Source organism: Micrococcaceae bacterium Sec5.7, assembly GCA_039636785.1.
In the GTDB taxonomy this organism is placed as follows: Bacteria; Actinomycetota; Actinomycetes; order Actinomycetales; family Micrococcaceae; genus Arthrobacter.
In genome coordinates, this window is the sequence record CP144169.1 from 762,819 (window position 1) to 782,074 (window position 19,256).

Below are 19,256 nucleotides of genomic sequence, written 5' to 3' on the forward strand. Positions count from 1 at the left end.
TTTCGCGGTTCCGCCATAAATCTGACATACTCTGTTTGTGATGTGGCGCACAAGAACCGTGCGGCATCACGCGATACTCCTCGGCTTCGGCCGGGGAGTATGAACGCTCTACACAACTGAATACATAACCATTCACAACGGATCGTCCGGCACGTACCTGCCGGTGAAGGGATTGATAACTGTGGCTACAGTTACTTTTGATAACGCTACGCGTCTGTACCCGGGCACAGAGAAGCCCGCTGTTGACAAGCTCAGCATTGAAGTCGCCGATGGCGAGTTCCTGGTCCTCGTTGGACCCTCCGGTTGCGGCAAGTCCACCTCCCTGCGAATGCTTGCAGGTCTTGAGGATGTCAACGCCGGCCGTATCCTGATCGGCGACCGCGATGTCACCGACGTTCCTCCCAAGGACCGCGACATCGCCATGGTTTTCCAGAACTACGCCCTGTACCCGCACATGACTGTCGCAGACAACATGGGCTTCGCTCTGAAGATTGCCGGCGTCAACAAGGAAGAGCGCGCCGAGCGCGTCCGTGAAGCCGCCAAGCTCCTGGACCTCGAGCCATACCTGGACCGCAAGCCGAAGGCACTCTCCGGTGGCCAGCGCCAGCGTGTCGCCATGGGCCGCGCCATCGTCCGTAACCCGCAGGTGTTCCTCATGGATGAGCCGCTCTCCAACCTGGATGCCAAGCTCCGTGTCCAGACCCGTACCCAGATTGCCTCGCTGACCCGCCGTCTTGGCGTCACCACCGTCTACGTGACCCACGACCAGGTCGAGGCCATGACCATGGGTGACCGCGTTGCTGTCCTCAAGGACGGACTGCTGATGCAGGTGGACACCCCTCGCAACCTCTACGACAGGCCCAAGAACGTTTTCGTTGCGGGCTTCATCGGCTCCCCCGCCATGAACCTGCTGGAACTGCCGGTTGTCGACGGCGGTGTCCAGTTCGGCGGCACCGTTTACCCGGTACCGCGCAATGTCCTCGAAGAGGCGCACGGCAAGACGGTCACCCTGGGCTCCCGCCCCGAAGACCTCGAGACGGTCTCCGCCGGAGAAGGCCTGGAAGTTGAAGTTGACGTGGTCGAAGAGCTCGGTGCCGACGCCTACGTCTACGGCCACACCACGCTGGACGGCAAGAGCCACGACATCGTGGCACGCGTCGACGGCCGCCGCCCCCCGATGAAGGGCGAAACCATTTTTGTCCGTCCGCAGTCGGGCCACGTGCACCTGTTCGACACCAAGACCGGCCTGCGCCTGGGCGACTAGTTCCCCGGTAAGCAACCGACGGCGGCCCTCCACTACTGGACGGGCCGCCGTTGGCGTTAAACCTCATTCAAGGAGCCACGTGCCTCAGGCAAACACACTGATTCCCCGACCGTCGAAGTTTCTCCGGAACGGCGGCGGAGATTTCACGCTAACGGTCGATTCGCGGATCGTCGCTGGCGAAGAAGGCCGGATCGCTGCCGAGGAACTGGCACTCATCCTTCGCCGCAGCACGGGCTTTGCGTTGCCGATCGTGGGCGCGGCCGGAATCGACTGCGGCTCTCACGGCGATATTGTTTTTGCGCTGGAGCCCTCTGACCCGGGCGACGAAGGCTATTCGCTGACGTCCGGTGACGACGGGGTCCGCATCAGGTCCGGAACGTCGGCCGGGTTGTTCAACGGCGTACAGACTCTCCGCCAGCTGTTCCCGGCTGCCGTCGAAAGCCTGGCTCCGGTCGACGCAGCGTGGGTCATAGGGGCTTTCGCCGTCACGGACTCGCCGCGCCTGCCCTACCGCGGACTTATGCTGGACGTCGCCCGGAGCTTCCTCAACGTGGATGAGATCAAGCGCCAGATCGACACCATGAGCCAGTTCAAGCTCAACGCACTCCACCTGCACCTTACCGATGACCAGGCCTGGCGGATCGAGATCCACAACCCAGCCATCAATCCTTCCGGGCTGGACTATGGAAACCTCACCCGGCTGGGCGGCACCGGCGCCGTCGATGCGCCGGGGGTGGGGCTCTCCCCCGGGCTGACGGGCTTCTACACCCAGCAGGAGTTCCAGGACCTGGTGAAGTACGCAGCACGCAAGAACGTGCTGCTGGTGCCCGAAATCGATCTCCCCGGGCATGTTAATGCCGCTCTGGCCGCCATCCCCCAACTGAACCCGGACGGCGCCCCCAAGCCGATGAATACCAGCGGTGAGGTGGGCTACTCCACGCTGGACGCAGACAACCCCGTCACCTACGAGTTTGTCCGGGAGGTCCTGGGCCAGCTCGCGGCCATCACACCTGGCCCTTACCTCCACGTGGGCGGCGACGAGGCCCTCGTGACCGGCCACGACAACTACGTCAATATGGTTGCCGAATTCAGCCGCATGGCCAGGGACGCCGGAAAGGTGCCGGTGGGCTGGAATGAATATGCCGACGTCGACATCCCGGAAGGGTCCGTGGTCCAGTTCTGGCACGGCGACATTGCCCCTACGCTGACAAAGGCCCGCGAGGCCGGCGCCAAAATACTGATGTCCCCTGCGGCCACCACGTACCTGGACCAGAAGTATGACGCGGCCAGCCCCATCGGCCTGAGCTGGGTGGAGGGCGGACCATTCACCTGGGCTGAATACTATGACTGGAACCCGGCCCAGCAGGGCATTTCAGAGGACCAGCTTCTCGGCGTCGAGGGGCCCTTGTGGACCGAGACAGTGCGCAGCGGCGGCCAGGCCGACTGGCTGATCTATCCGAGGGTCATCTCGCTGGCCGAGGTCGGGTGGACGCCGCAGGAACTGCGCGATACCGCGGATTTTGCCCGGAGGCTGGGCGAGGCCGGTGCCAGGCTTGACCGCCAGGGAGTTTCGTTCCACCCCTCTCCCGGCATCGATTGGCAGGCCGTCCCGCCGTCAGCGTTTCCCGCCATTTCGGCGGGCAGTTGAGGATGTTTAGGCCTGGTGCCCCAACCTACGGAAGAATTGACCCATGACCGAGGAAAACAGCGCCCGATGGCACGACGAACCCACTGACTACGGGCAGGTCGGCAAACTCCCGCGGTTTCAGGCGGCCAGCGCCAATGATGACAAATCGTCCGCGGTCTCCAGCTCGCTGAACATTACGGCCGCAGCAGCCGACCCCGAGCTCCTGGATCTGCCCTGGCACATCGCGCTGGAGGACTGGCCGGCCGAGAACCTCGCGGCACTTCCCCGTGGCATCTCCCGGCACATTGTGCGCTTCGCCCACCTTGGCGGCTCGGTCATTGCCATCAAAGAAACCTCGGAACACGTTGCCCGCCACGAATACCACATGCTCCGCAAGCTGGCGCGGCTGGACGTCCCGTGCGTGGAGCCCGTGGCTGTTATCACCGGACGCACCACCCCGGACGGCAGGCCATTGAACCCCGTGCTCGTCACCCGGCACCTCAAGTTCTCCATGCCGTACCGCGCGCTCTTTTCACAGATGCTGCGCAAGGACACCCTGACTCGCCTCATCGATGCCCAGGCTCTGCTGATGGTGCGGCTGCACCTGATCGGCTTCTATTGGGGTGACGTTTCGCTCTCCAACACCCTGTTCCGGCGCGACGCCGGAGCCTTCGCCGCCTACCTCGTGGATGCGGAGACCGGCGAGCTGTATCCGGATCTGTCCACCGGCCAGCGTGAATATGATCTCGAGATTGCCCGCGTCAACATCGCAGGCGAGCTGATGGACCTACTCGAGGGCGGCCTGATCGAGGACAAAGTGGACCCGGTGGCCACGAGCGAACTCATTATGGACAGCTACCGCCGCCTCTGGACTGAACTGACAGAGAAGGAATCCTTTGAACTGGGAGAGCGCTGGCGCGTGGGCGCCCGCATCCGCCGCCTCAACGAGCTGGGTTTCGATGTCGAGGAGTACGTCATCAAAACCACGCAGAACGGCACCACCATCCAGCTGCAGCCCAAGGTGGTGGACGCCGGCCACCACCAGCGGCGGCTCCTCCGGCTCACCGGGCTGGATGCACAGGAGAACCAGGCTCGCCGCCTGCTCAATGACATGGACTCCTTCCGCGCGGACAACAACCCGGAGATGGATGAGGAGTACAGCGCCCACATGTGGGTCAGCCAGATCTTCGAGCCGATCGTCCGGTCCATCCCCCGCGATCTTTCCGGAAAGCTCGAACCCGCCGAAGCCGTGCACGAAATCCTCGAACACCGCTGGTACATGTCCGAGGAGGAGAACCGCCACATTCCGCTGGCGGAAGCCGTCCAGTCCTACATCGACTCCGTGCTGCGGCACCGCCGGGACGAGGCCGCCATTATGCTCAACCCGGACACCGCGCTGCTCAAGATCCTGGAAGTGGAAAACGAGGAGTCACGCTACGGCGCCGACGAGACGGAGGACGAGTACCCGGACGCGGACGACTAAGTGCCTTTTCGCAGCCGGATGCAGGGGGTCAGGGCTCCAGCGTTCCGGCCAGCCCGGCGAGGACCGGCGCCCGCCCCAGCTCAATATGCGAGTAAGAAAGCGCAGCTGCAAGCTCCGACTGGCCCGACAGGATGGCTCTGCAGAGTTCTACGTGTTCATCGCGCTGCAGCTCATTGCTACGGTTGTGGGCCAGCCCGAATATCCAGCGCATCCGGCCGAACAGCGGCTTCACGGACTCAATGAGGAGGGTGTTCCCGGTCAGGCGGACAATCTCGGCGTGGAAAGCAGTACTGATGAGGACGACGTCGTCCGGCCGGTTCTCATCGATGGCCCGGCGTGTCTCGTCCACCAGTTCCTTCAGCCCCTCCGCCGGGTGCCCTGCCCCCACCCGCTCAGCCGCGCGCCGCGCGGCAAAGGATTCGAGGCACAGCCTAACGTCGAATAACTCGTTGACATCGGTCAGAGTCAGTTGCCGGACCACGGCTCCCCGCCGGGGGAAAGTGGCCACGAAGCCGTCCTGCTCCAGCCGCTGGATTGCCTCCCGCACCGGAATGCGTGAGACGTCGTACATCTCGGACAGTTCCCGTTCGCGCAGCCGCATGCCCTGAGCGAACTTCCCGGCTACGATTCCTTCCAGCACCAGCTGGTAGATCTGCTCCGCACGGGCTTCGTCGTCGCGGTGTGCTTCCGCCGGAGCGGTGTGCTCCGGCTCAGGGACCCGCTGTAACTTCGCCACTTGTCAACTTCCTATCGTGCAGGTTCCCTGTGCTCTGAAGTCAGGACCCATCAGCGCTCCAACCGAGCATACACGGGCGGAAACAGCTCATCCGGGGCCCTGCGTTCCGTGTCCCGGATGCTGTAGCCGGCCCGCATCTTGTCAAACAACGCTTGAGCCGTCTGCCGCCATTCTGCCAAGTCCAGGCCTGCAATCGGGCCGTCGCGCATGAGCGTCCGGCCCGCCACCACGGACAGCACAGCCTGCCTGGCTGTACCGTTCAGGATCAGTGTCCGGAAGGGGTCCTCGTGGACACCGTCCCTTATGTTCCCAGCGAAAACGCGACCATATCGGCCTGGGCGCCTGGCTGCAGCCGGCCAAGATCGCCGCGTTTATGAGCCGCCGCGCCGCCCAGCGTTGCGGCGTCGAAGTAACCCGCGACGTCGCCCGCCCCCGGACCGCCGAAAAGGACCTTTGCCAGCTGGACGCCGGCGTCGATCCCGCGGATCAGGTCAGGAGGAAAGGAATCCGTGCCCAGCGCAATGTTGATCCCGGCGTCCCGGTAGGCCGCGAAAGAGTCCAGTGCACCGCCGTACCTCATGGAAGTCAGGGGACAGTGGATGATGGAGGCGCCGGCCCGTGCAATTTTCCCCTGCTCTCCGCGGTCCCCACCGTGGATTACCGGATTGCGGTCTGTGTAGACGCCATGCGGGATCAGCAGCCGGTCGTTAAGCAACCCCGTTTGCTCCAGCAGCTCCAGAGGCGCGGCGCCATAGCGTTCCAGCAGCAGTTCACGCTCCATGAGCCCCTGGAGGGCATGCAGGCGCACCGGCACATTGCGCCGGGCACTGACGACGGCGGTCTCGTCCATAAGGGCCGGTTCCAGCGTTTCGATCCGGCACGGCAGCAGTGCGCCATTGACCAAGGGATCCGCCAGCGCTTCCGTGTACTCCAGGAACCTGACAGCGTCCGCCAGGCCTTCCCTGCCCCGTTCTTCGTCGAACAGAACCGACCTTTGGCCATTCTCGAGCACCACGTTAATTCCGGAGCGGTACGCCAGCCCAAGGTAGGCCCTCAACCCCAGCCGGCGGCTGGACTCCGCCATTCCCACCAGCTCTTCGTAGGGCTCTGCCCACTCGGAGTGGACCTCGGAGGCGATGGGCATAGAGGTGGTGACGCCGTGGAGGACCAACTGCCCGACCCCAGGCTGGCAAGGCTCCAGCAGAAGATCCGGTTGCGGGGAGACCTGCCGTCACCTGCCGATCCACCGAGCGGATGCGTTTTCCGCACCCGTTGCCCGCTGTTCGCCATCCTCCCGGCATCAGGGCAGGAGCGGTGCATGACCGAGGTGCCCGTGCCTCCGTCGCACAACAAGGCTGCCTGCCATCATCAGGATGTTTCCCCCGCGCTGCAGACCAGCGCAGCCTGACCCCGTTGGCCCGCGGCTGTGTGCCGCGGGCCAACGCGTGCTTTATTTAACTCACGAAGGAGAGAGCAATGACAACCCTGATCCGCGCCGTCCGCCCCTGGGGCGGTCCGCAAAGCGACGTACTGATTGCCGATGGAAAAATTACCGAGGTCCTCAGCCACGATCCACAAAGGCACGCGGACACCGTCATCGAAGGCCGCGGCCGGCTGCTTGTCCCCTCATTCTCCGATGTCCATGTCCACCTGGACTCAACCCGGATCGGCCTGCCGTTCCGCGAGCACACCGGCGCCCCTGGTGTCTGGGCGATGATGATGAATGACCGGAAGAACTGGCGCAACGCAGACGCACCCATCCAGGAACGAGCCCGGAACACGCTCGCTTCAATGATCGCGCGGGGAACCACCCGGGTGCGCAGCTACGCGCAGATCGACGTCGATTGCGGCCTTGAGCGCTTCGAGGCCGTCCTTGCCGCCAAAGAGCGCTTCCGGGATCAGGCCGACGTCGAAATTATTGCCTTCCCGCAGGCCGGGCTGCTGCGCGAACCAGGAACCCCCGCGCTCATGGAGGAGGCCCTCAAAGCCGGGGCAACAGTAATGGGTGGCATCGATCCGTGCACTCTTGACCGTGATCCGGTGGAGCATCTCAACATCGTCTTCGGACTGGCGGAAAAGTATCAGGTGGCCGTCGATATCCACCTCCACGAACCGGGCGAGTTGGGCGTCTTCAGTGCTGATCTGATTCTGGAGCGCACCCGGTCGCTGGGCATGCAGGGCAAGGTGACGCTCTCCCACGCCTACCAGCTGGGCAGCGTATCGGAGGCCACCACCCACCGGCTCATCGCAGAATTCGCCGAGTTGGATGTCTCCATGGCTTCGGTGGCTCCATCAGTCTCGGGCATTCTTCCGCTGCCGCTGCTGGCTGAAGCAGGAGTCCGTTTCGGCCTGGGCGAAGATGGCCAGCGCGACTACTGGTCCCCGTATGGCAACACCGACATGCTGGACCGCACGTGGCAGCTGGCGTTCACCAACAATTTCAGGCAGGACGAGCTGATTGAGCACTGCCTTGCCATCGCCACCATCGGCGGTGCAAGCGTGCTGGATGCCTCCAGCCGACGCTTGAAGGGTACAGCCGACCGGCCAGGGCTGGAGCCCGGGTCACCGGCGGAACTGCTGCTGGTGGACGGGGAAACCGTGGCATCTGCCGTTATGGACCGCGGCAAGGACCGGACAGTTATCCACCGTGGTGTTGTTGTGGCAGACCAGCTGCAACTCGTTTAGCAGGCGGCGCTGACCGGCTGTCAGGAACCTTTGGCCGGTTCCGCCGTTTCAACGGCGGGACCGGCCACCGCCATTTCGGCCACAGACGGTGCTTCAGCCTCCGGTCCCCGCCGGGTTTCTAGCTGCTGCGCCTCTTCCTGCCGGGCTTCTTCCCCGCCGGACGGCCCTACGCCGGGTCCGGTCGACGCAAAACGTCCGGCGACCGCCAGCAGCAGGGCAACGCCTGCCAGCACCAGGAAGCTCGTTTCCCATCCCCCGGTCAGTTGCTGCAACATGCCTGCCAGCAGCGGACCCAGGGACGCCAGGGCGAAGCCGGTTCCCTGGCTCATGGCGGAGAGCCTGCCTGCGCTCTGAGGTCCGTTTGAGCGGATGACCATCAGCGCCATCCCCAGGCCGAAGCCTGCACTCTGAACAGCTCCCAGCAGCCCCACAGCCCAGAACTGCAGCCCTTGTGGCGCTGCCAGGATGCCAAGCAGGCCGGCCGCTATCAGTATGCCCAGGCCGGGTGTGGCGATCTTCAGGATGGCCGGCCGGTTGGCCAGTACCGGCGTCAACAGACTGGCTGGAAGGCCGGCGATACTGAACCAGGCGAGCATTCCGGCAGCGTCCGCAGCTTCGACGCCCCGGGACACCAGAAAGGCAGACAGCCACGACGTGACGGCAAAATACAGTAAGGCCTGAAGACCGAAGAACGCGGCCACGGCCAGAGCCGTCCGTTGCCGCCAGACCGGCCTGTTCCGGGTCGGCGGGGCCGGCTTGGTGCCTGCGTGCGGCCGGGATCTTGCCTTCGGGCGGATCAAGCCGGCCGCCAGCAGCGCCGGAGCAGCCCACATTGCGAGGGCCCACGGGAGACTTCCTCCAAGGAGTTGCTCGAGAGGCCGTACGAGCCCTGCGCCCATGGCCGCGCCGAGCCCGAATCCCATGGTGCACAGACCTGTCCACCAACCGCTGCCGCCCCTGGCCTTTAGGATCTGAGGGACCAGCACGCTGGCGGTCATGATCGCGGATCCGGCAAGAAAGGTGCCCGGCAGCAGCAGGCCGGGCACCAACGCCCGGATCAGGAGCGCACCTGCTAGAACAAGAAGTGCGATTGCCACGGCTGCTCCGGCGCCGAACCGCCGTCCCAGCCACGGTCCCAACGGCGCCGAAATCCCGAAGGCCACCACGGGCATCGCGCCCAGCAACGGCATCAAGTGCGGCGCCAGCCCAAACCCCTGTTCGATCTCAGGCATAGCTGCAGCCACGGTGGTGACGGTGGGCCGGAGATTTATTGAGACGGCGATCAGGGCCACGAGCACCAGAGCCCTTGTTCGCACCCCGGCCCTGAGCGGGCGTTTCCGGTGGGCAGAAAGCCCTTGCGTCACAAGATCTCCGATGAAAGTCTTTTAGTATACCAAATGACTCTATTCGCTGCAGGGTGAAGAGTAAATCGGCTCCCCCGGCCGTTCATATCAGGAAGTTTTTACCGATACAGGGTATTTGGAATACCAAAATTAAAGAGGGGGTTGCTTCGGGATCCGCCGCGCGCAGCTTCCGCTAGATCGCCTTCCCGGGGTTCAGGATGCCGGCCGGGTCAAAGACTTCCTTGATCCGCCGCTGCAGTTCGCGGACGGGCTCCGGCAGTTCCAGGCTCAGCCAGCGCAGCTTGTACTGCCCGATTCCGTGCTCGCCCGTGATGGTGCCGCCCATGTCCAGGGCCACAGCGATGGACTCATCCAAGGCAGTGTTGAGCCTCTTCATGGCGTCCTCGTCGACAGCGCTGTCCAGCCGGTCCACCCAGAACGTCGGGTGCAGGTTGCCGTCGCCGGCATGTGCCACCACCTTCAGTTTCACCTGATTGGCAGCTGCCAGGGTCTCGAGGGCGCCGACGTAGTCCACCAGCCGCGAGCGCGGAACGGCCACGTCCTCGCCAACCCGGTATTCATCGTCCACTTCCACGCCACGGCTGTTGCGCCGGAGTTCCACAAGCTGCTCAGCCTCTTCGCTGTCCTCAGTAGTGACTACCGCACCGCCTGCCGCCAGCACTTCGCGCACCACGTCTGCCTCCGCCGCCGCGCCGAAGCCGTCTGTCTGGATCAGCAGCAACGATGCCCCCCGGGAGCTCAGGTCCGAGCCGTGGATCTCGTCAAGCTGGACGAGCGATCCGCCGTCGAGCAGTTCCATGATGGCCGGCTGCACGCGGGCCTTGCCAACGGCAAGCACGCCGGAAGCCGCGCTGCGGAAATCCGGATAGAACGCGGCGATGGTGTGAACTTCGTGGGGAAGGTACTTGAGCCGCACGGTCACGCCCACCACAATCCCCAGTGTCCCCTCGGACCCCACAAACAGGCCGGTGAGATCGTAGCCCGCAACACCTTTGAACGTCTGGTGGCCTGTGTGGATGAGGGAGCCGTCGGCCAGCACCACGTCGAGCGCCAGAACGGAGTCGCGCGTCACGCCATACTTGGCGCAGCGAAGGCCGCCCGCATTCGTGGCCACGTTGCCGCCGATGGTGGACATTCTGAAGCTTGCCGGATCCGGCGCAAACATCAGCCCGTGCGCAGCCGCCGCATCGTTGAGATCCGCGTTGATCACGCCGGGTTCGACGACGGCGGTCTCGTCGTCGGGGTTGAGGTCCAGAATGCGGTTCATCCGTTCCAACGCCAGCACAATGCAGCCCCTGCTGGCATGGGCGCCGCCGGAAACGCCGGTCCCGGCACCCCGTGCAACCACGGGCACTTCGTGGACGGCACAGATCCGCACAACAGCCTGGACATCGGCAACAGACCCCGCCATAACCACAGCCAAGGGCAACTGATAGTCAAGTACCGGGGCCTGATCCACCGCATACGTGGCCAGGCTGGCTTTGTCGGTGATGACCCTTGATGGCTCCAGGATATTTCTGAGCTCGTCCACAATGCTGCTCATGCGGCCTCCAGTTCCGTCGCGTTACGGCCTCCAGTCTAGGCATAGGATGATCCAGTGTCCGTAGACTCATCGACCTCCCGTGCCGCTGGCTGGGCCGCTCACGCCCGTACACAACGCCGTTAAACGTCCTGCCGCGGTGTTCGAGGCCCCGGACGAAATGGCGATCGGCACTATCCTTGCAGCACGGGACTTCGGGCAGCGAGTTCCGTACGATCTTTCAGGCATCGGGATGGACGGCCACGAGCTGGGTGAGGTCTGGGCCTGACCACCAGCAGTCAGGACGCCCGGGGCTAGGGTGCGCAGGCAGTCCGGCTCTTGCTGGAAGGACTCGAGGGCGGCCGGTTCTGCGGCAGTCCGGGTGGTTATGGCAGTTTGAGTGGGTACCACTCTGGCAGTCTGACTTGAGCCCACCTCGCGACTCGCCGGAGCATTAATCGCAGTTTCAGTTGAGCCCACCCCACCGTTGATTCCGTCAGAGTGTTTTTCCGATGGTGGAAGGCAGTGATGGAGTTGAGGGTGGATGTTTTTGCTCAGATCCGGCGGGACGCACGAATGGATGGCTTGTCCATTCGGCGATTGGCGAAGAAGTATCGTGTTGCGCGGCGAACGGTTCGTCAGGCGCTGGCATCGGCGGAGCCGCCGAGCCGAAAGATCCCGGTCCGGGTCGCCCCTAAGTTGGATCAGTTCAAGCCTGCCATTGACGAGATGCTGAAGCAGGATCTGGTTGCGCCGCGGAAGCAGCGGCATACCGCTCAGCGGATCTTTGACCGCCTCATCGATGAACACCGGGCAGAGGTTTCGTATTCGACGGTGCGCCAGTATGTGAAGGCCCGCCGGGTCCGGATCGAGTATGAGGCCGGCAAAACATCTCTGGAGGTGTTCATTCCTCAGGAACACGCCCCGGGTGCTGAGGCTGAAGTCGATTTTGGTGAAGTGTGGGTTGATCTGGCCGGGGTCCGCACGAAGTGTTACATGTTCGCGTTCCGGCTCTCCTTCTCCGGAAAGGCTGTCCATCGGGTCTACCCGACGCAGGGCCAGGAAGCGTTTCTGGAGGGTCACCTTGACGCCTTCGCGACCATTGGCGGCATCCCCACCGGGCATATCCGCTACGACAATCTCACGGCCGCGGTGAAGACTGTCCTGGGAACCGGTCGCGGAAGGGTGGAGAACGACAGGTGGGTGCTTTTTCGTTCGCATTGCGGCTTTGACCCGTTTTATTGCCAGCCGGGTCTGGCTGGGGCTCATGAGAAGGGCGGGGTTGAAGGAGAGGTCGGCAGGTTCCGCCGCAACCACCTTTCCCCGGTGCCGGCGGTCGCGTCGCTGGCTGAGTTGAATGAGCAGATCATGGTCTGGGACGAGGCTGATGACCGGCGCCGGATCAGCGGGAAACTCCGGCCGGTAGCCGATGACTACGCTGCCGAGCGGCCACTGCTCAATCCCTTGCCTGCCGAGGCCTTTGACCCCGGGCTGGTGCTGACTCCCAGGGTTGACCGGTCATCGCTGATCCGGGTTCGGATGGTGAAGTACTCAGTGCCGGTCCGGTTCATTGGCCACAGGGTCCGGGTTTCCTTGAAAGCCTCCGAAGTCGTTGTCTTCGACGGCCGTGCCGTGATCGCCAAACACCCGCGGATGACGGGCCGTGAGGGCAGCCAGGTGAACCTCGATCATTACCTTGAAGTCCTCAAACGCAAGCCCGGCGCGTTGCCGGGGTCCACCGCACTGGCGCAGGCCCGGGCAGCCGGGGTGTTCACGCCCGCTCATGACGCGTTCTGGGCCGCGGCCAGGCGGACCGACGGTGATTCGGAGGCCACGCGTCAGCTGGTCGATGTCCTGCTGCTCCACCGGTCCATGGATGCTGCGGATGTGATCGCCGGCATCACCGCGGCCCTGGAGGTCGGCGCCGTCACGGCTGACGTGGTCGCTGTTGAAGCCCGCCTGGCCGCCTCTGAACGGGGTGGTGCGGGGTGGGTCCGGCCCGATTGCGGTTCCGGTGCAACAACGGATCTGCGTGAGCACAGGATTGTCAGTCTCACCCAGCGCCGTCTGGCGGATCCGGCAGCCGTCATAGCCGGCCTGCCGCCGGATAACCGGCCCCTGCCCTCGGTGGCCGGCTATGACGAGCTCCTTACCCGCAGAACCACGCCACCAGTCCCGACCGTGCAGGAGAACATCTCATGAGCCCGACCAACCCCGTTGTTGTCTCCACCACCCTGCGCCGCCGCCGCGGGCTGACGGAGGAGGCCGCGACCGCGGCCGTGGATCATGCCTGCCGGCGCCTCCGATTGCCGACGATCCGGGCGGTCCTTACCGAGGCACTGACGGTGGCGGGAAAGGAGCAACTCTCCTATCAGGGATTCCTGGCGGAGCTGTTGTTGGCCGAGTGTGATGACCGGGACCGGCGCAGCTCCGTCCGCCGGGTGAAGTCCGCGAACTTTCCGCGCGATAAATGGTTGGGCGACTTCGACTACGACGCGAACCAGAACATCAACCAGGCGACGGTCAATACCCTGGCCACCGGGGACTGGATCCGCAAAGGCCATCCACTGTGTCTGATCGGGGACTCCGGGACAGGCAAATCCCACCTCCTCATCGGCCTGGGCACCGCGGCGGCGGAGAAAGGGTTCCGGGTCAAGTACATCCTCGCCACCCGGCTGGTGAACGAACTGGTCGAGGCAGAGGATGAGAAAGTCCTGGCGAAAACCATCGCCCGGTACGGGCGGGTGGATTTGCTCTGCATCGACGAACTTGGCTACATGGAACTGGACAAGCGCGGCGCCGAACTGCTGTTCCAGGTCCTGACAGAACGTGAAGAGAAAGCGTCTGTGGCGATCGCGACAAACGAATCCTTCTCCCGGTGGACGAAAACCTTCACCGACCCGCGGCTCTGCGCGGCGATCGTTGACCGCCTGACGTTCAAAGGAACCATCATCGAGACCGGCACCGACTCCTACCGCCTCGCGCAAACCAAAAACCAACAGCACTAGCTGTATTGTCCCGGTAGGAGATACCCAGCGTTGCCGCACCGGTACCCGCAGAATCAAGGCAGTAAGCGTGGGGACCGGACTCGCGTTCCCACACGTCACTCAGGCGATCCAGATCACCCGACGGACCCGGAAGCTGAACGGTTGCGACCTGGGAAAGCTTCGCCCTCATGGAAGAGCTCGGCGGCTCCACATCTGATTGGCATTCTCATCCCTGCCGGAGGCTGCCGGGTCGGGTCGCGAGGTGAGAACTCTACAGTTCGCGTTACCGGTGGACGTTGGCCGACAGCACGGCCCCGGTGGTTAACCTACGGTCCATGGTCGGAGAGGCCAGATGGACAATCTTTTTCGACGGCTCAAGACCTTGGTAACGGGAGTCTTCAGCTGACCCCTCCAAGCCCATTAGGTAACGGGGGCAGGCGCAGGTTCCCGGCGGTGATCCGGCCATGAAAAAATCAAGCAAGCTGCCTTTGTTACTTGTTCTTCTTCCTGGACATGATCGCTGCAAAGACACCGGCGAGTCCGGAAGCGGTGATCACGATTCCTATGACCCGACCTGTGGTGTCGGTTGCTGCCATGACGGACATGACTCCGGCCACGGCCAGAAGCGACATGGCGACAATATATAGACGGTTCATTAACCCCTCCAGGGCCCGCTAACAATTGTGTATGATTCCTGCTCCGCCGCCAGCAGCTCCGGTAAGGGCTGAAAAGAGACCGAATGCTGCCCAGCCTCCGACCACACCCCACACGTTGGGAAAATCCCAGAATTTCACTGGACCTCCGTTGTCAGCCGATTCACGAGATTACGGCACCCCGGAGCTAGTCTTGGGCGCTGGGGCTTCTGTACATGCGCCTTCCCCAGCCGAACGCCGCGTAGGCAGCCCCCAGGACTGACGCCGAACCCAGCCATTCTGAACGCCCGTCAAAGAGGCAAAGGATCGCCGACATGACCAGAAGGACCGTCGCCGCTATGTAAATCTTTTTGCGACCAGATTGTTCCATTTTTCTGCCCCTTACAGACCGCCGTAGTAGGCGTTGGTTCAGGATTGTCCCGACAATAACCAGGAGCAGCAAGACCTCCGGCCAAGGACGTGGTTCTGTCAATCCGCGGCAGGATCAGTCCTCAACTAGGAGTGGTTGTGAGAGCACCGAACAATGCGTAGAGGAACAGTCCGACGGAGAGCAGTACGAGCAACAGGACGACGGTTCGCCCGGGGAATGGCTTCCCTTTCGCTAAACGCTTCGATCGGACGTACAGGAAACAACCGCCTAGAACGAGTAGGGCCGCGAAGAGCGGTATCAATGGCCAGTAGCGCACATAATCACCTCCTTACTGACATGCCACGAACGCTGCACCAGCGGTCAGGGCGCCGAACGCTGCCGCCACTCCGGACAGAACTCCGAGGCTCAATCCTGCCGGGAGGCCGATCACCGAGGAGTCCACAAAGAGAGAGAACCCAAACAGACCTGCGGCGAATACTCCGATGCCCGCTGCAGCTGCGGTAAGTCCAGAACATGCGCTGAGTCCGGTGGGATCTGTGAAATTGCAGGGGCTGGCCCCTGCATAGAGATACCTGTTTCCCTCTTGCCCGGAGGGGTCGGGTTGGGTGAAGCGGCCGTTGCCGGGGGCGTAGTAGCGTGCACCGAACTTCGTGAGTCCGGTGGGGTCGTCTTTGTAGCCGCCGGCGTAGCGCCATGGGTTGGCCGCGGCCTGTGTCCCGGTCTGGGTGGTGTTGCCCCAGGAGTCGTAGGTGTAGGTGGCTGCTTTGGCCTGGGTGCTGTCGGTGAGGGCGATGACGGAGCCGAGCGCGTCGGTGGTGTAGTAGAAGCTGGCCCCGGCACTGTTGCGCATGCTGATGAGCGTACCCGCCGGGTCGCGGATGAACGAGGTGCTTGCGCCGGCGGTCGTCTGCTGGGTGATGCCGAGGGAGCCGTTGAGGTAGCTGGTGGCTCCGGCCGCGGTGCGCTCGGTGTTGGAGGGTCCGGCGTAGGCGAAGCTAGTCGTCGATCCCGCGGTGTGTGAGGCCAGCTGGTCGAAGGTGTTCCAGGTGCTGGTGGGTGTGCCGCCCCTGGTGGTGTTGCCGTTCGCGTCATAAGTGTAGGTCGAGGCACCGACCGGTGGCGCGGCGCAGGCCGCAGCGGCGGTACCCATCCAGCAGAGCTGGTCGGCGGCGTTGTAGGCCCAATGGAAAGTTGTGGCCCCTGTCTTGGCTGAGGTGAGACCGTTTGCCGCGCTGGGCCCAGGGCATCGCCGAATCCGGGACGCCGTCGGTAATTACCAACCCCACAGCGTTTCTGGTGGACTTCCTGCCTGTCATTCGCCGCAAGCTGGGGCGCACCGGTCCAGTCAGATTGAGTATTTGAAGCTTTGAGCGCCACCTGTTCGTGCGGTTCAGCGCCGGGGTTCGTGCGAGAGAGCGCCAGCGGTCGCGGGGCCTGGCGCCGCTGACGCTCTCCGTGACGGTTGCTAGGCGGTTGCGAGTGCTGTGTGCTCGCGCATGTTGTAATTGCCTGTCTCGACCCAGATCGTGTTGTGGATGATCCGGTCCATGATCGCGTCGGCGTGAACGCCGGAGCCGAGCCGCTGGTGCCAGTCCTTCTGCGAGTACTGGGTGCAGAACACTGTTGACGTCTCCCCGTAGCGGCGTTCCATCAGTTCCAGCAGCATGGTGCGCATCGATTCCGTGGGCCGATCCAGCAGCCACTCATCAATGACCAGCAGGGTGAATGCCGCATATTTGCGCAGGAACTTGCCGGATCCGCCAGGGGTGTCTTGGGCGGCGACCCAGGCTTCCTCGAGGTCGGGCATGCGGACGTAATGCGCGCGGATGCGGTGTTCGCATGCGCGTTTAGCGATCGCGCATCCCAGGTAGGACTTCCCCGACCCGGTGAACCCTTGGAAGACAACGTTCTGCTGCCGGGCCACGAACGAGCAGGTGCCGAGCTGGCTCAGCAGCGGCCGGTCAAGACCTCGCTCGTCGAGGAGGTCGATGCGGCGCAGGTCAGCGTTCGGGTAGCGCAGCCCCGCCCGCCGGATCAGGCCGGTGACTTTGGCATGGGTGAACGACGCGTAGGCGTCATCGACGACCAGCCGGAGACGATCTTCGAACGGCAGGCTGATGCTCAGCGTCTCGTCTTGGGTATCTATGGCCTCCAGCAGCTCGCCCGCGTTCATCTCCCGCAGCTTGCGTTTGGTTTCCGTGTCCAGGCGGCTCATCGGGTCCCTCCTGCGTAGTAGGAGCTGCCGCGCACGTATCCGCCATCTTGGTCATCAGGCTCCTCGACGTGCCCGGTTTTGTCCTGCCCGGTGTCCAGGATCGGCCGCAGGTGGGCGTAACGGGGCGATCGTATCGGACCGCGCAGCGCGAGCTGGCATGCGGCTTCCACCCGGGCTGGTGAGAACCTACGAGACAGACGCAGCACCGCCAGGGCCGGGTCGTAGCCGGCTTCCTCGATGCGGACAGACTCGAAGATCTTCTCGATCACGGTCCCGGTCGCCGGTCCCATCCGTAACGCCCAGGCGTCGATCCGGGCCCGGTCCCAGGCTTGCCAGCTGTGCCCCTCGGGAAGGTCGGCTTCGTTCGTCCGATACTGGTTCGTCGTCGTCACGGGCAGCAGCAGGTGGCTGGTCAGGCGCTCATCACCCCGATAGATCTCGAGCACGGTGTCCGTGACGCGAAGATCAACATGCGCGCCGATGTGGGTGAACGGGACGGAGTAGAAGTTTTTTGACCAGACCACGTGTCCGTTCCGGCTTACTTTGCGCCCATATGTCCAGGTGCTGATCTCGAAAGTCACCGCCGGCAACGGTTGCAGCAGCGGCTTCTCCTCGGCCGTGAACACGCTCAGCCGGGAGCCCTCCCGCTTCTGGAACGGCTGTCGGTTGTAGGCATCGATCTGCTCCCGAATCCGGGCCCGCAGCTGCACCAGGCTGGTGAACTGCTCCTGCCTCAGACCCGCAATCACCCAGGTGGCGACGTGGGAGACAGTGTTTTCTACGCTGGCTTTGTCTTTCGGGTGCCGCACCCGGCCCGGTAGTACCGCCGCCGAATAATGCGCCGCCATCTCCCGATAGGCGTCGTTGAGGACGACTTCGCCCTCGCGCGGGTGAGAGATCACCCCGGTCTTGAGGTTGTCGGGGACGAGCCTCGGGACCGTGCCGCCGAAGAATGCGAACATCGCCGCATGCGCGCGCAGCCACGACTCCTGCCGCATATCCAACGTCGCCTCCACGAACGCATACCGGCTGAACGGCAGGCACGCGACGAACAAATACACCTTCGAGACCTCTCCCGTTGCCGGGTCAACGAGCTGCATCGTCGGCCCGGACCAGTCGACCTCGACGCCGCGGCCGGCCTTATGGCCGACCCGAGACGACGCGCCAGTGACGTTGGCGTAATCGCCGTAAAGCCTGCAGAACCGGTCATAACTCATCGCCGCTTGCCCGGCCCGACCGCACCCGTCGAGATACTCCTGGTGCAGCAGCTTCAACGTCACCCCAACCCTGGCCAGCTCGCGGTGCACCTGGACCCAGTCCGGCTGCGCGAACACGCTCTCCCGCACCCCGCGACCGGGAAACAGCGCCAGATACACCTCGCCCTCAGACTTCTCCGCAACGTCGTCCCAACCGAGCCCGAGCTGATCCGCAGCATCGATCACCGCCTGAACGCTGTGCCTGGACATGCCCTGAGCAAGCGAGATCGCTCTGCCGGACAGGCCCTGGTTACGCAACTGCAAGACGAGCTTCGCCTTGATCTTCCGTACCATTACCGGTACTCCTTCCACCACGTGGCCCTCACGCGGTGGAAGGAGCTTTTCAGGTGGCGCTCAACCACACCAACACTGGCGCTGACCAGCGCAAATCGTGGGCTCGGACCCCGGCGCTAACCCGCACCACACATGGACCCCTCAAGAGCGAATATTCAGTCAGATTCCTGCGCGGCTCTGCGCCTGCTGCGTACCGTCGGAGCCTGCCGCCAGCCTGCCGCGTGCACGACCAATCAGATCAAGCTCGCCCGAAGGATCCTCGAAGAATCCGGCCACATCCCGGTCCAGTTCCGCTGGGTGAAGGGCCACCAGGGCAACGAGATGAACGAAGCCGCGGACCGGCTCGCCGTCCTGGCCCGCCACAACCGGGAATTCGGCGTCACAAACGAGGTCGGCAAGAGGATGTTCCGGGACCTCCGCGACCAGCTCGTCGCCGCCTGACCTGAATAACCTGTGGTGCCATTCGCGTCGTGGGGTAGGCCGTTGCACCCGCCGGCTGCGCAGAGCAGGCTGCCGCAGGAGACATGAAGAATGTCAACCTTTAGCTGCTTGCGTTCGGGAAAGTAGCAATCAACCAGGATCCTAAATGCTAGTCAACCCGTCGCCGTCCTAGCGTCTACGCTTCCAGGATCGAAACTTGGCGAGTTCGGCGCCAATCAGCACTAGAGCCAACACGAGAAACAAAAGCCCTAGCAACCAGTCCCCGTCGCCAAAGGAGAGGGCTGCCATTATGACGAAGTACAGCGCTAGCCCGAGGGCCGCGACGGCAATCCACATTCGGTGACTTTCGTTTGGAATGACAC

16 protein-coding genes and 1 pseudogene are annotated in these 19,256 nt (G+C 63.7%); 9 read left to right on the top strand and 8 right to left on the bottom strand.

The genetic code is table 11. The features are described from left to right. The first annotated feature begins 181 nt into the window (after positions 1-181). The 3 genes from ugpC to V3C33_03510 all read left to right on the top strand — a co-directional run bounded on the left by ugpC (position 182) and on the right by V3C33_03510 (position 4,374). The gene (ugpC, locus tag V3C33_03500; GenBank protein ID XAS68400.1) at positions 182-1,264 is read left to right on the top strand and encodes a sn-glycerol-3-phosphate ABC transporter ATP-binding protein UgpC; all 1,083 of its coding nucleotides are present in this window, start codon (positions 182-184) and stop codon (positions 1,262-1,264) included. A 79-nt stretch (positions 1,265-1,343) separates the two neighbouring features. Beyond that, positions 1,344-2,912 carry a beta-N-acetylhexosaminidase gene (locus V3C33_03505; protein ID XAS68401.1) on the top strand — a complete coding sequence of 523 codons (1,569 nt, stop codon included), beginning with the start codon at positions 1,344-1,346 and terminating at the stop codon, positions 2,910-2,912. A 43-nt stretch (positions 2,913-2,955) separates the two neighbouring features. Further along, complete coding sequence (locus tag V3C33_03510) at positions 2,956-4,374, top strand: DUF4032 domain-containing protein (GenBank protein ID XAS68402.1); 1,419 nt, start codon at positions 2,956-2,958, stop codon at positions 4,372-4,374. Between the two features lie 28 nt (positions 4,375-4,402). On the opposite strand, the gene V3C33_03515 is transcribed toward V3C33_03510, so the two are convergent. Then, entirely contained in the window at positions 4,403-5,110 is a 708-nt protein-coding gene (locus V3C33_03515) for a GntR family transcriptional regulator (protein XAS68403.1), read from the bottom strand. 301 nt (positions 5,111-5,411) lie between these two features. Further along, on the bottom strand, positions 5,412-6,254 hold the full coding sequence (locus tag V3C33_03520) for an amidohydrolase family protein (protein ID XAS68404.1): 843 nt from the start codon (positions 6,252-6,254) through the stop codon (positions 5,412-5,414). Positions 6,255-6,269: 15 nt separating this feature from the next. Here V3C33_03520 and V3C33_03525 point away from each other — a divergent pair, with 15 nt between their 5' ends. Next, positions 6,270-6,518, top strand: coding sequence for a hypothetical protein (locus V3C33_03525; GenBank protein ID XAS68405.1), 249 nt, complete (start codon positions 6,270-6,272; stop codon positions 6,516-6,518). Positions 6,519-6,586: 68 nt separating this feature from the next. Beyond that, positions 6,587-7,795 carry an amidohydrolase gene (locus V3C33_03530; GenBank protein ID XAS68406.1) on the top strand — a complete coding sequence of 403 codons (1,209 nt, stop codon included), beginning with the start codon at positions 6,587-6,589 and terminating at the stop codon, positions 7,793-7,795. Between the two features lie 20 nt (positions 7,796-7,815). Here V3C33_03530 and V3C33_03535 read toward each other — a convergent pair whose 3' ends face one another. Together V3C33_03535 and V3C33_03540 are read right to left on the bottom strand one after the other, a co-directional pair. Continuing rightward, positions 7,816-9,111: an MFS transporter gene (locus V3C33_03535; protein ID XAS68407.1), complete on the bottom strand. Its 1,296-nt coding sequence runs from the start codon at positions 9,109-9,111 to the stop codon at positions 7,816-7,818. A 220-nt stretch (positions 9,112-9,331) separates the two neighbouring features. Then, positions 9,332-10,702, bottom strand: coding sequence for an FAD-linked oxidase C-terminal domain-containing protein (locus V3C33_03540; protein XAS68408.1), 1,371 nt, complete (start codon positions 10,700-10,702; stop codon positions 9,332-9,334). Between the two features lie 115 nt (positions 10,703-10,817). Here V3C33_03540 and V3C33_03545 point away from each other — a divergent pair. From V3C33_03545 to istB, 3 genes and pseudogenes are all read left to right on the top strand, one after another. Further along, positions 10,818-10,993, top strand: a pseudogene (locus tag V3C33_03545) (LacI family transcriptional regulator). 213 nt (positions 10,994-11,206) lie between these two features. Further along, positions 11,207-12,880, top strand: coding sequence for an IS21 family transposase (gene istA, locus V3C33_03550; protein XAS69633.1), 1,674 nt, complete (start codon positions 11,207-11,209; stop codon positions 12,878-12,880). Then, positions 12,877-13,686, top strand: coding sequence for an IS21-like element helper ATPase IstB (gene istB / locus V3C33_03555; GenBank protein ID XAS68409.1), 810 nt, complete (start codon positions 12,877-12,879; stop codon positions 13,684-13,686). Before istA (V3C33_03550) ends, istB begins: the two co-directional genes overlap by 4 nt. Positions 13,687-14,156: 470 nt before the next feature. Here istB and V3C33_03560 read toward each other — a convergent pair whose 3' ends face one another. The 4 genes from V3C33_03560 to istA (V3C33_03575) all read right to left on the bottom strand — a co-directional run bounded on the left by V3C33_03560 (position 14,157) and on the right by istA (V3C33_03575) (position 18,453). After that, the gene (locus tag V3C33_03560) at positions 14,157-14,321 is read right to left on the bottom strand and encodes a hypothetical protein (protein ID XAS68410.1); all 165 of its coding nucleotides are present in this window, start codon (positions 14,319-14,321) and stop codon (positions 14,157-14,159) included. Positions 14,322-15,016: 695 nt separating this feature from the next. Then, positions 15,017-15,838, bottom strand: coding sequence for an RHS repeat-associated core domain-containing protein (locus V3C33_03565; GenBank protein ID XAS68411.1), 822 nt, complete (start codon positions 15,836-15,838; stop codon positions 15,017-15,019). Positions 15,839-16,153: 315 nt separating this feature from the next. After that, entirely contained in the window at positions 16,154-16,903 is a 750-nt protein-coding gene (locus tag V3C33_03570; protein XAS68412.1) for an ATP-binding protein, read from the bottom strand. After that, positions 16,900-18,453 carry an IS21 family transposase gene (gene istA, locus V3C33_03575; GenBank protein XAS68413.1) on the bottom strand — a complete coding sequence of 518 codons (1,554 nt, stop codon included), beginning with the start codon at positions 18,451-18,453 and terminating at the stop codon, positions 16,900-16,902. The genes V3C33_03570 and istA (V3C33_03575) overlap by 4 nt, the downstream gene beginning before the upstream one ends. Positions 18,454-18,585: 132 nt before the next feature. On the opposite strand from istA (V3C33_03575), the gene V3C33_03580 reads away from it, so the two are divergent. Continuing rightward, positions 18,586-18,894: an RNase H family protein gene (locus tag V3C33_03580; protein XAS68414.1), complete on the top strand. Its 309-nt coding sequence runs from the start codon at positions 18,586-18,588 to the stop codon at positions 18,892-18,894. Positions 18,895-19,256 lie beyond the last annotated feature (362 nt).

Coding starts and splice junctions, on each gene's coding strand:
- V3C33_03540 (XAS68408.1), bottom strand. CDS start 10,702: ATGAGCAGCATTGTGGACGAGCTCAGAAATATCCTGGAGCCATCAAGG.
- V3C33_03580 (XAS68414.1), top strand. CDS start 18,586: ATGGACCCCTCAAGAGCGAATATTCAGTCAGATTCCTGCGCGGCTCTG.
- V3C33_03560 (XAS68410.1), bottom strand. CDS start 14,321: ATGAACCGTCTATATATTGTCGCCATGTCGCTTCTGGCCGTGGCCGGA.
- istA (XAS68413.1), bottom strand. CDS start 18,453: ATGGTACGGAAGATCAAGGCGAAGCTCGTCTTGCAGTTGCGTAACCAG.
- V3C33_03510 (XAS68402.1), top strand. CDS start 2,956: ATGACCGAGGAAAACAGCGCCCGATGGCACGACGAACCCACTGACTAC.
- istA (XAS69633.1), top strand. CDS start 11,207: ATGGAGTTGAGGGTGGATGTTTTTGCTCAGATCCGGCGGGACGCACGA.
- V3C33_03565 (XAS68411.1), bottom strand. CDS start 15,838: ATGGGTACCGCCGCTGCGGCCTGCGCCGCGCCACCGGTCGGTGCCTCG.
- V3C33_03570 (XAS68412.1), bottom strand. CDS start 16,903: ATGAGCCGCCTGGACACGGAAACCAAACGCAAGCTGCGGGAGATGAAC.
- istB (XAS68409.1), top strand. CDS start 12,877: ATGAGCCCGACCAACCCCGTTGTTGTCTCCACCACCCTGCGCCGCCGC.
- V3C33_03520 (XAS68404.1), bottom strand. CDS start 6,254: ATGCCCATCGCCTCCGAGGTCCACTCCGAGTGGGCAGAGCCCTACGAA.
- V3C33_03530 (XAS68406.1), top strand. CDS start 6,587: ATGACAACCCTGATCCGCGCCGTCCGCCCCTGGGGCGGTCCGCAAAGC.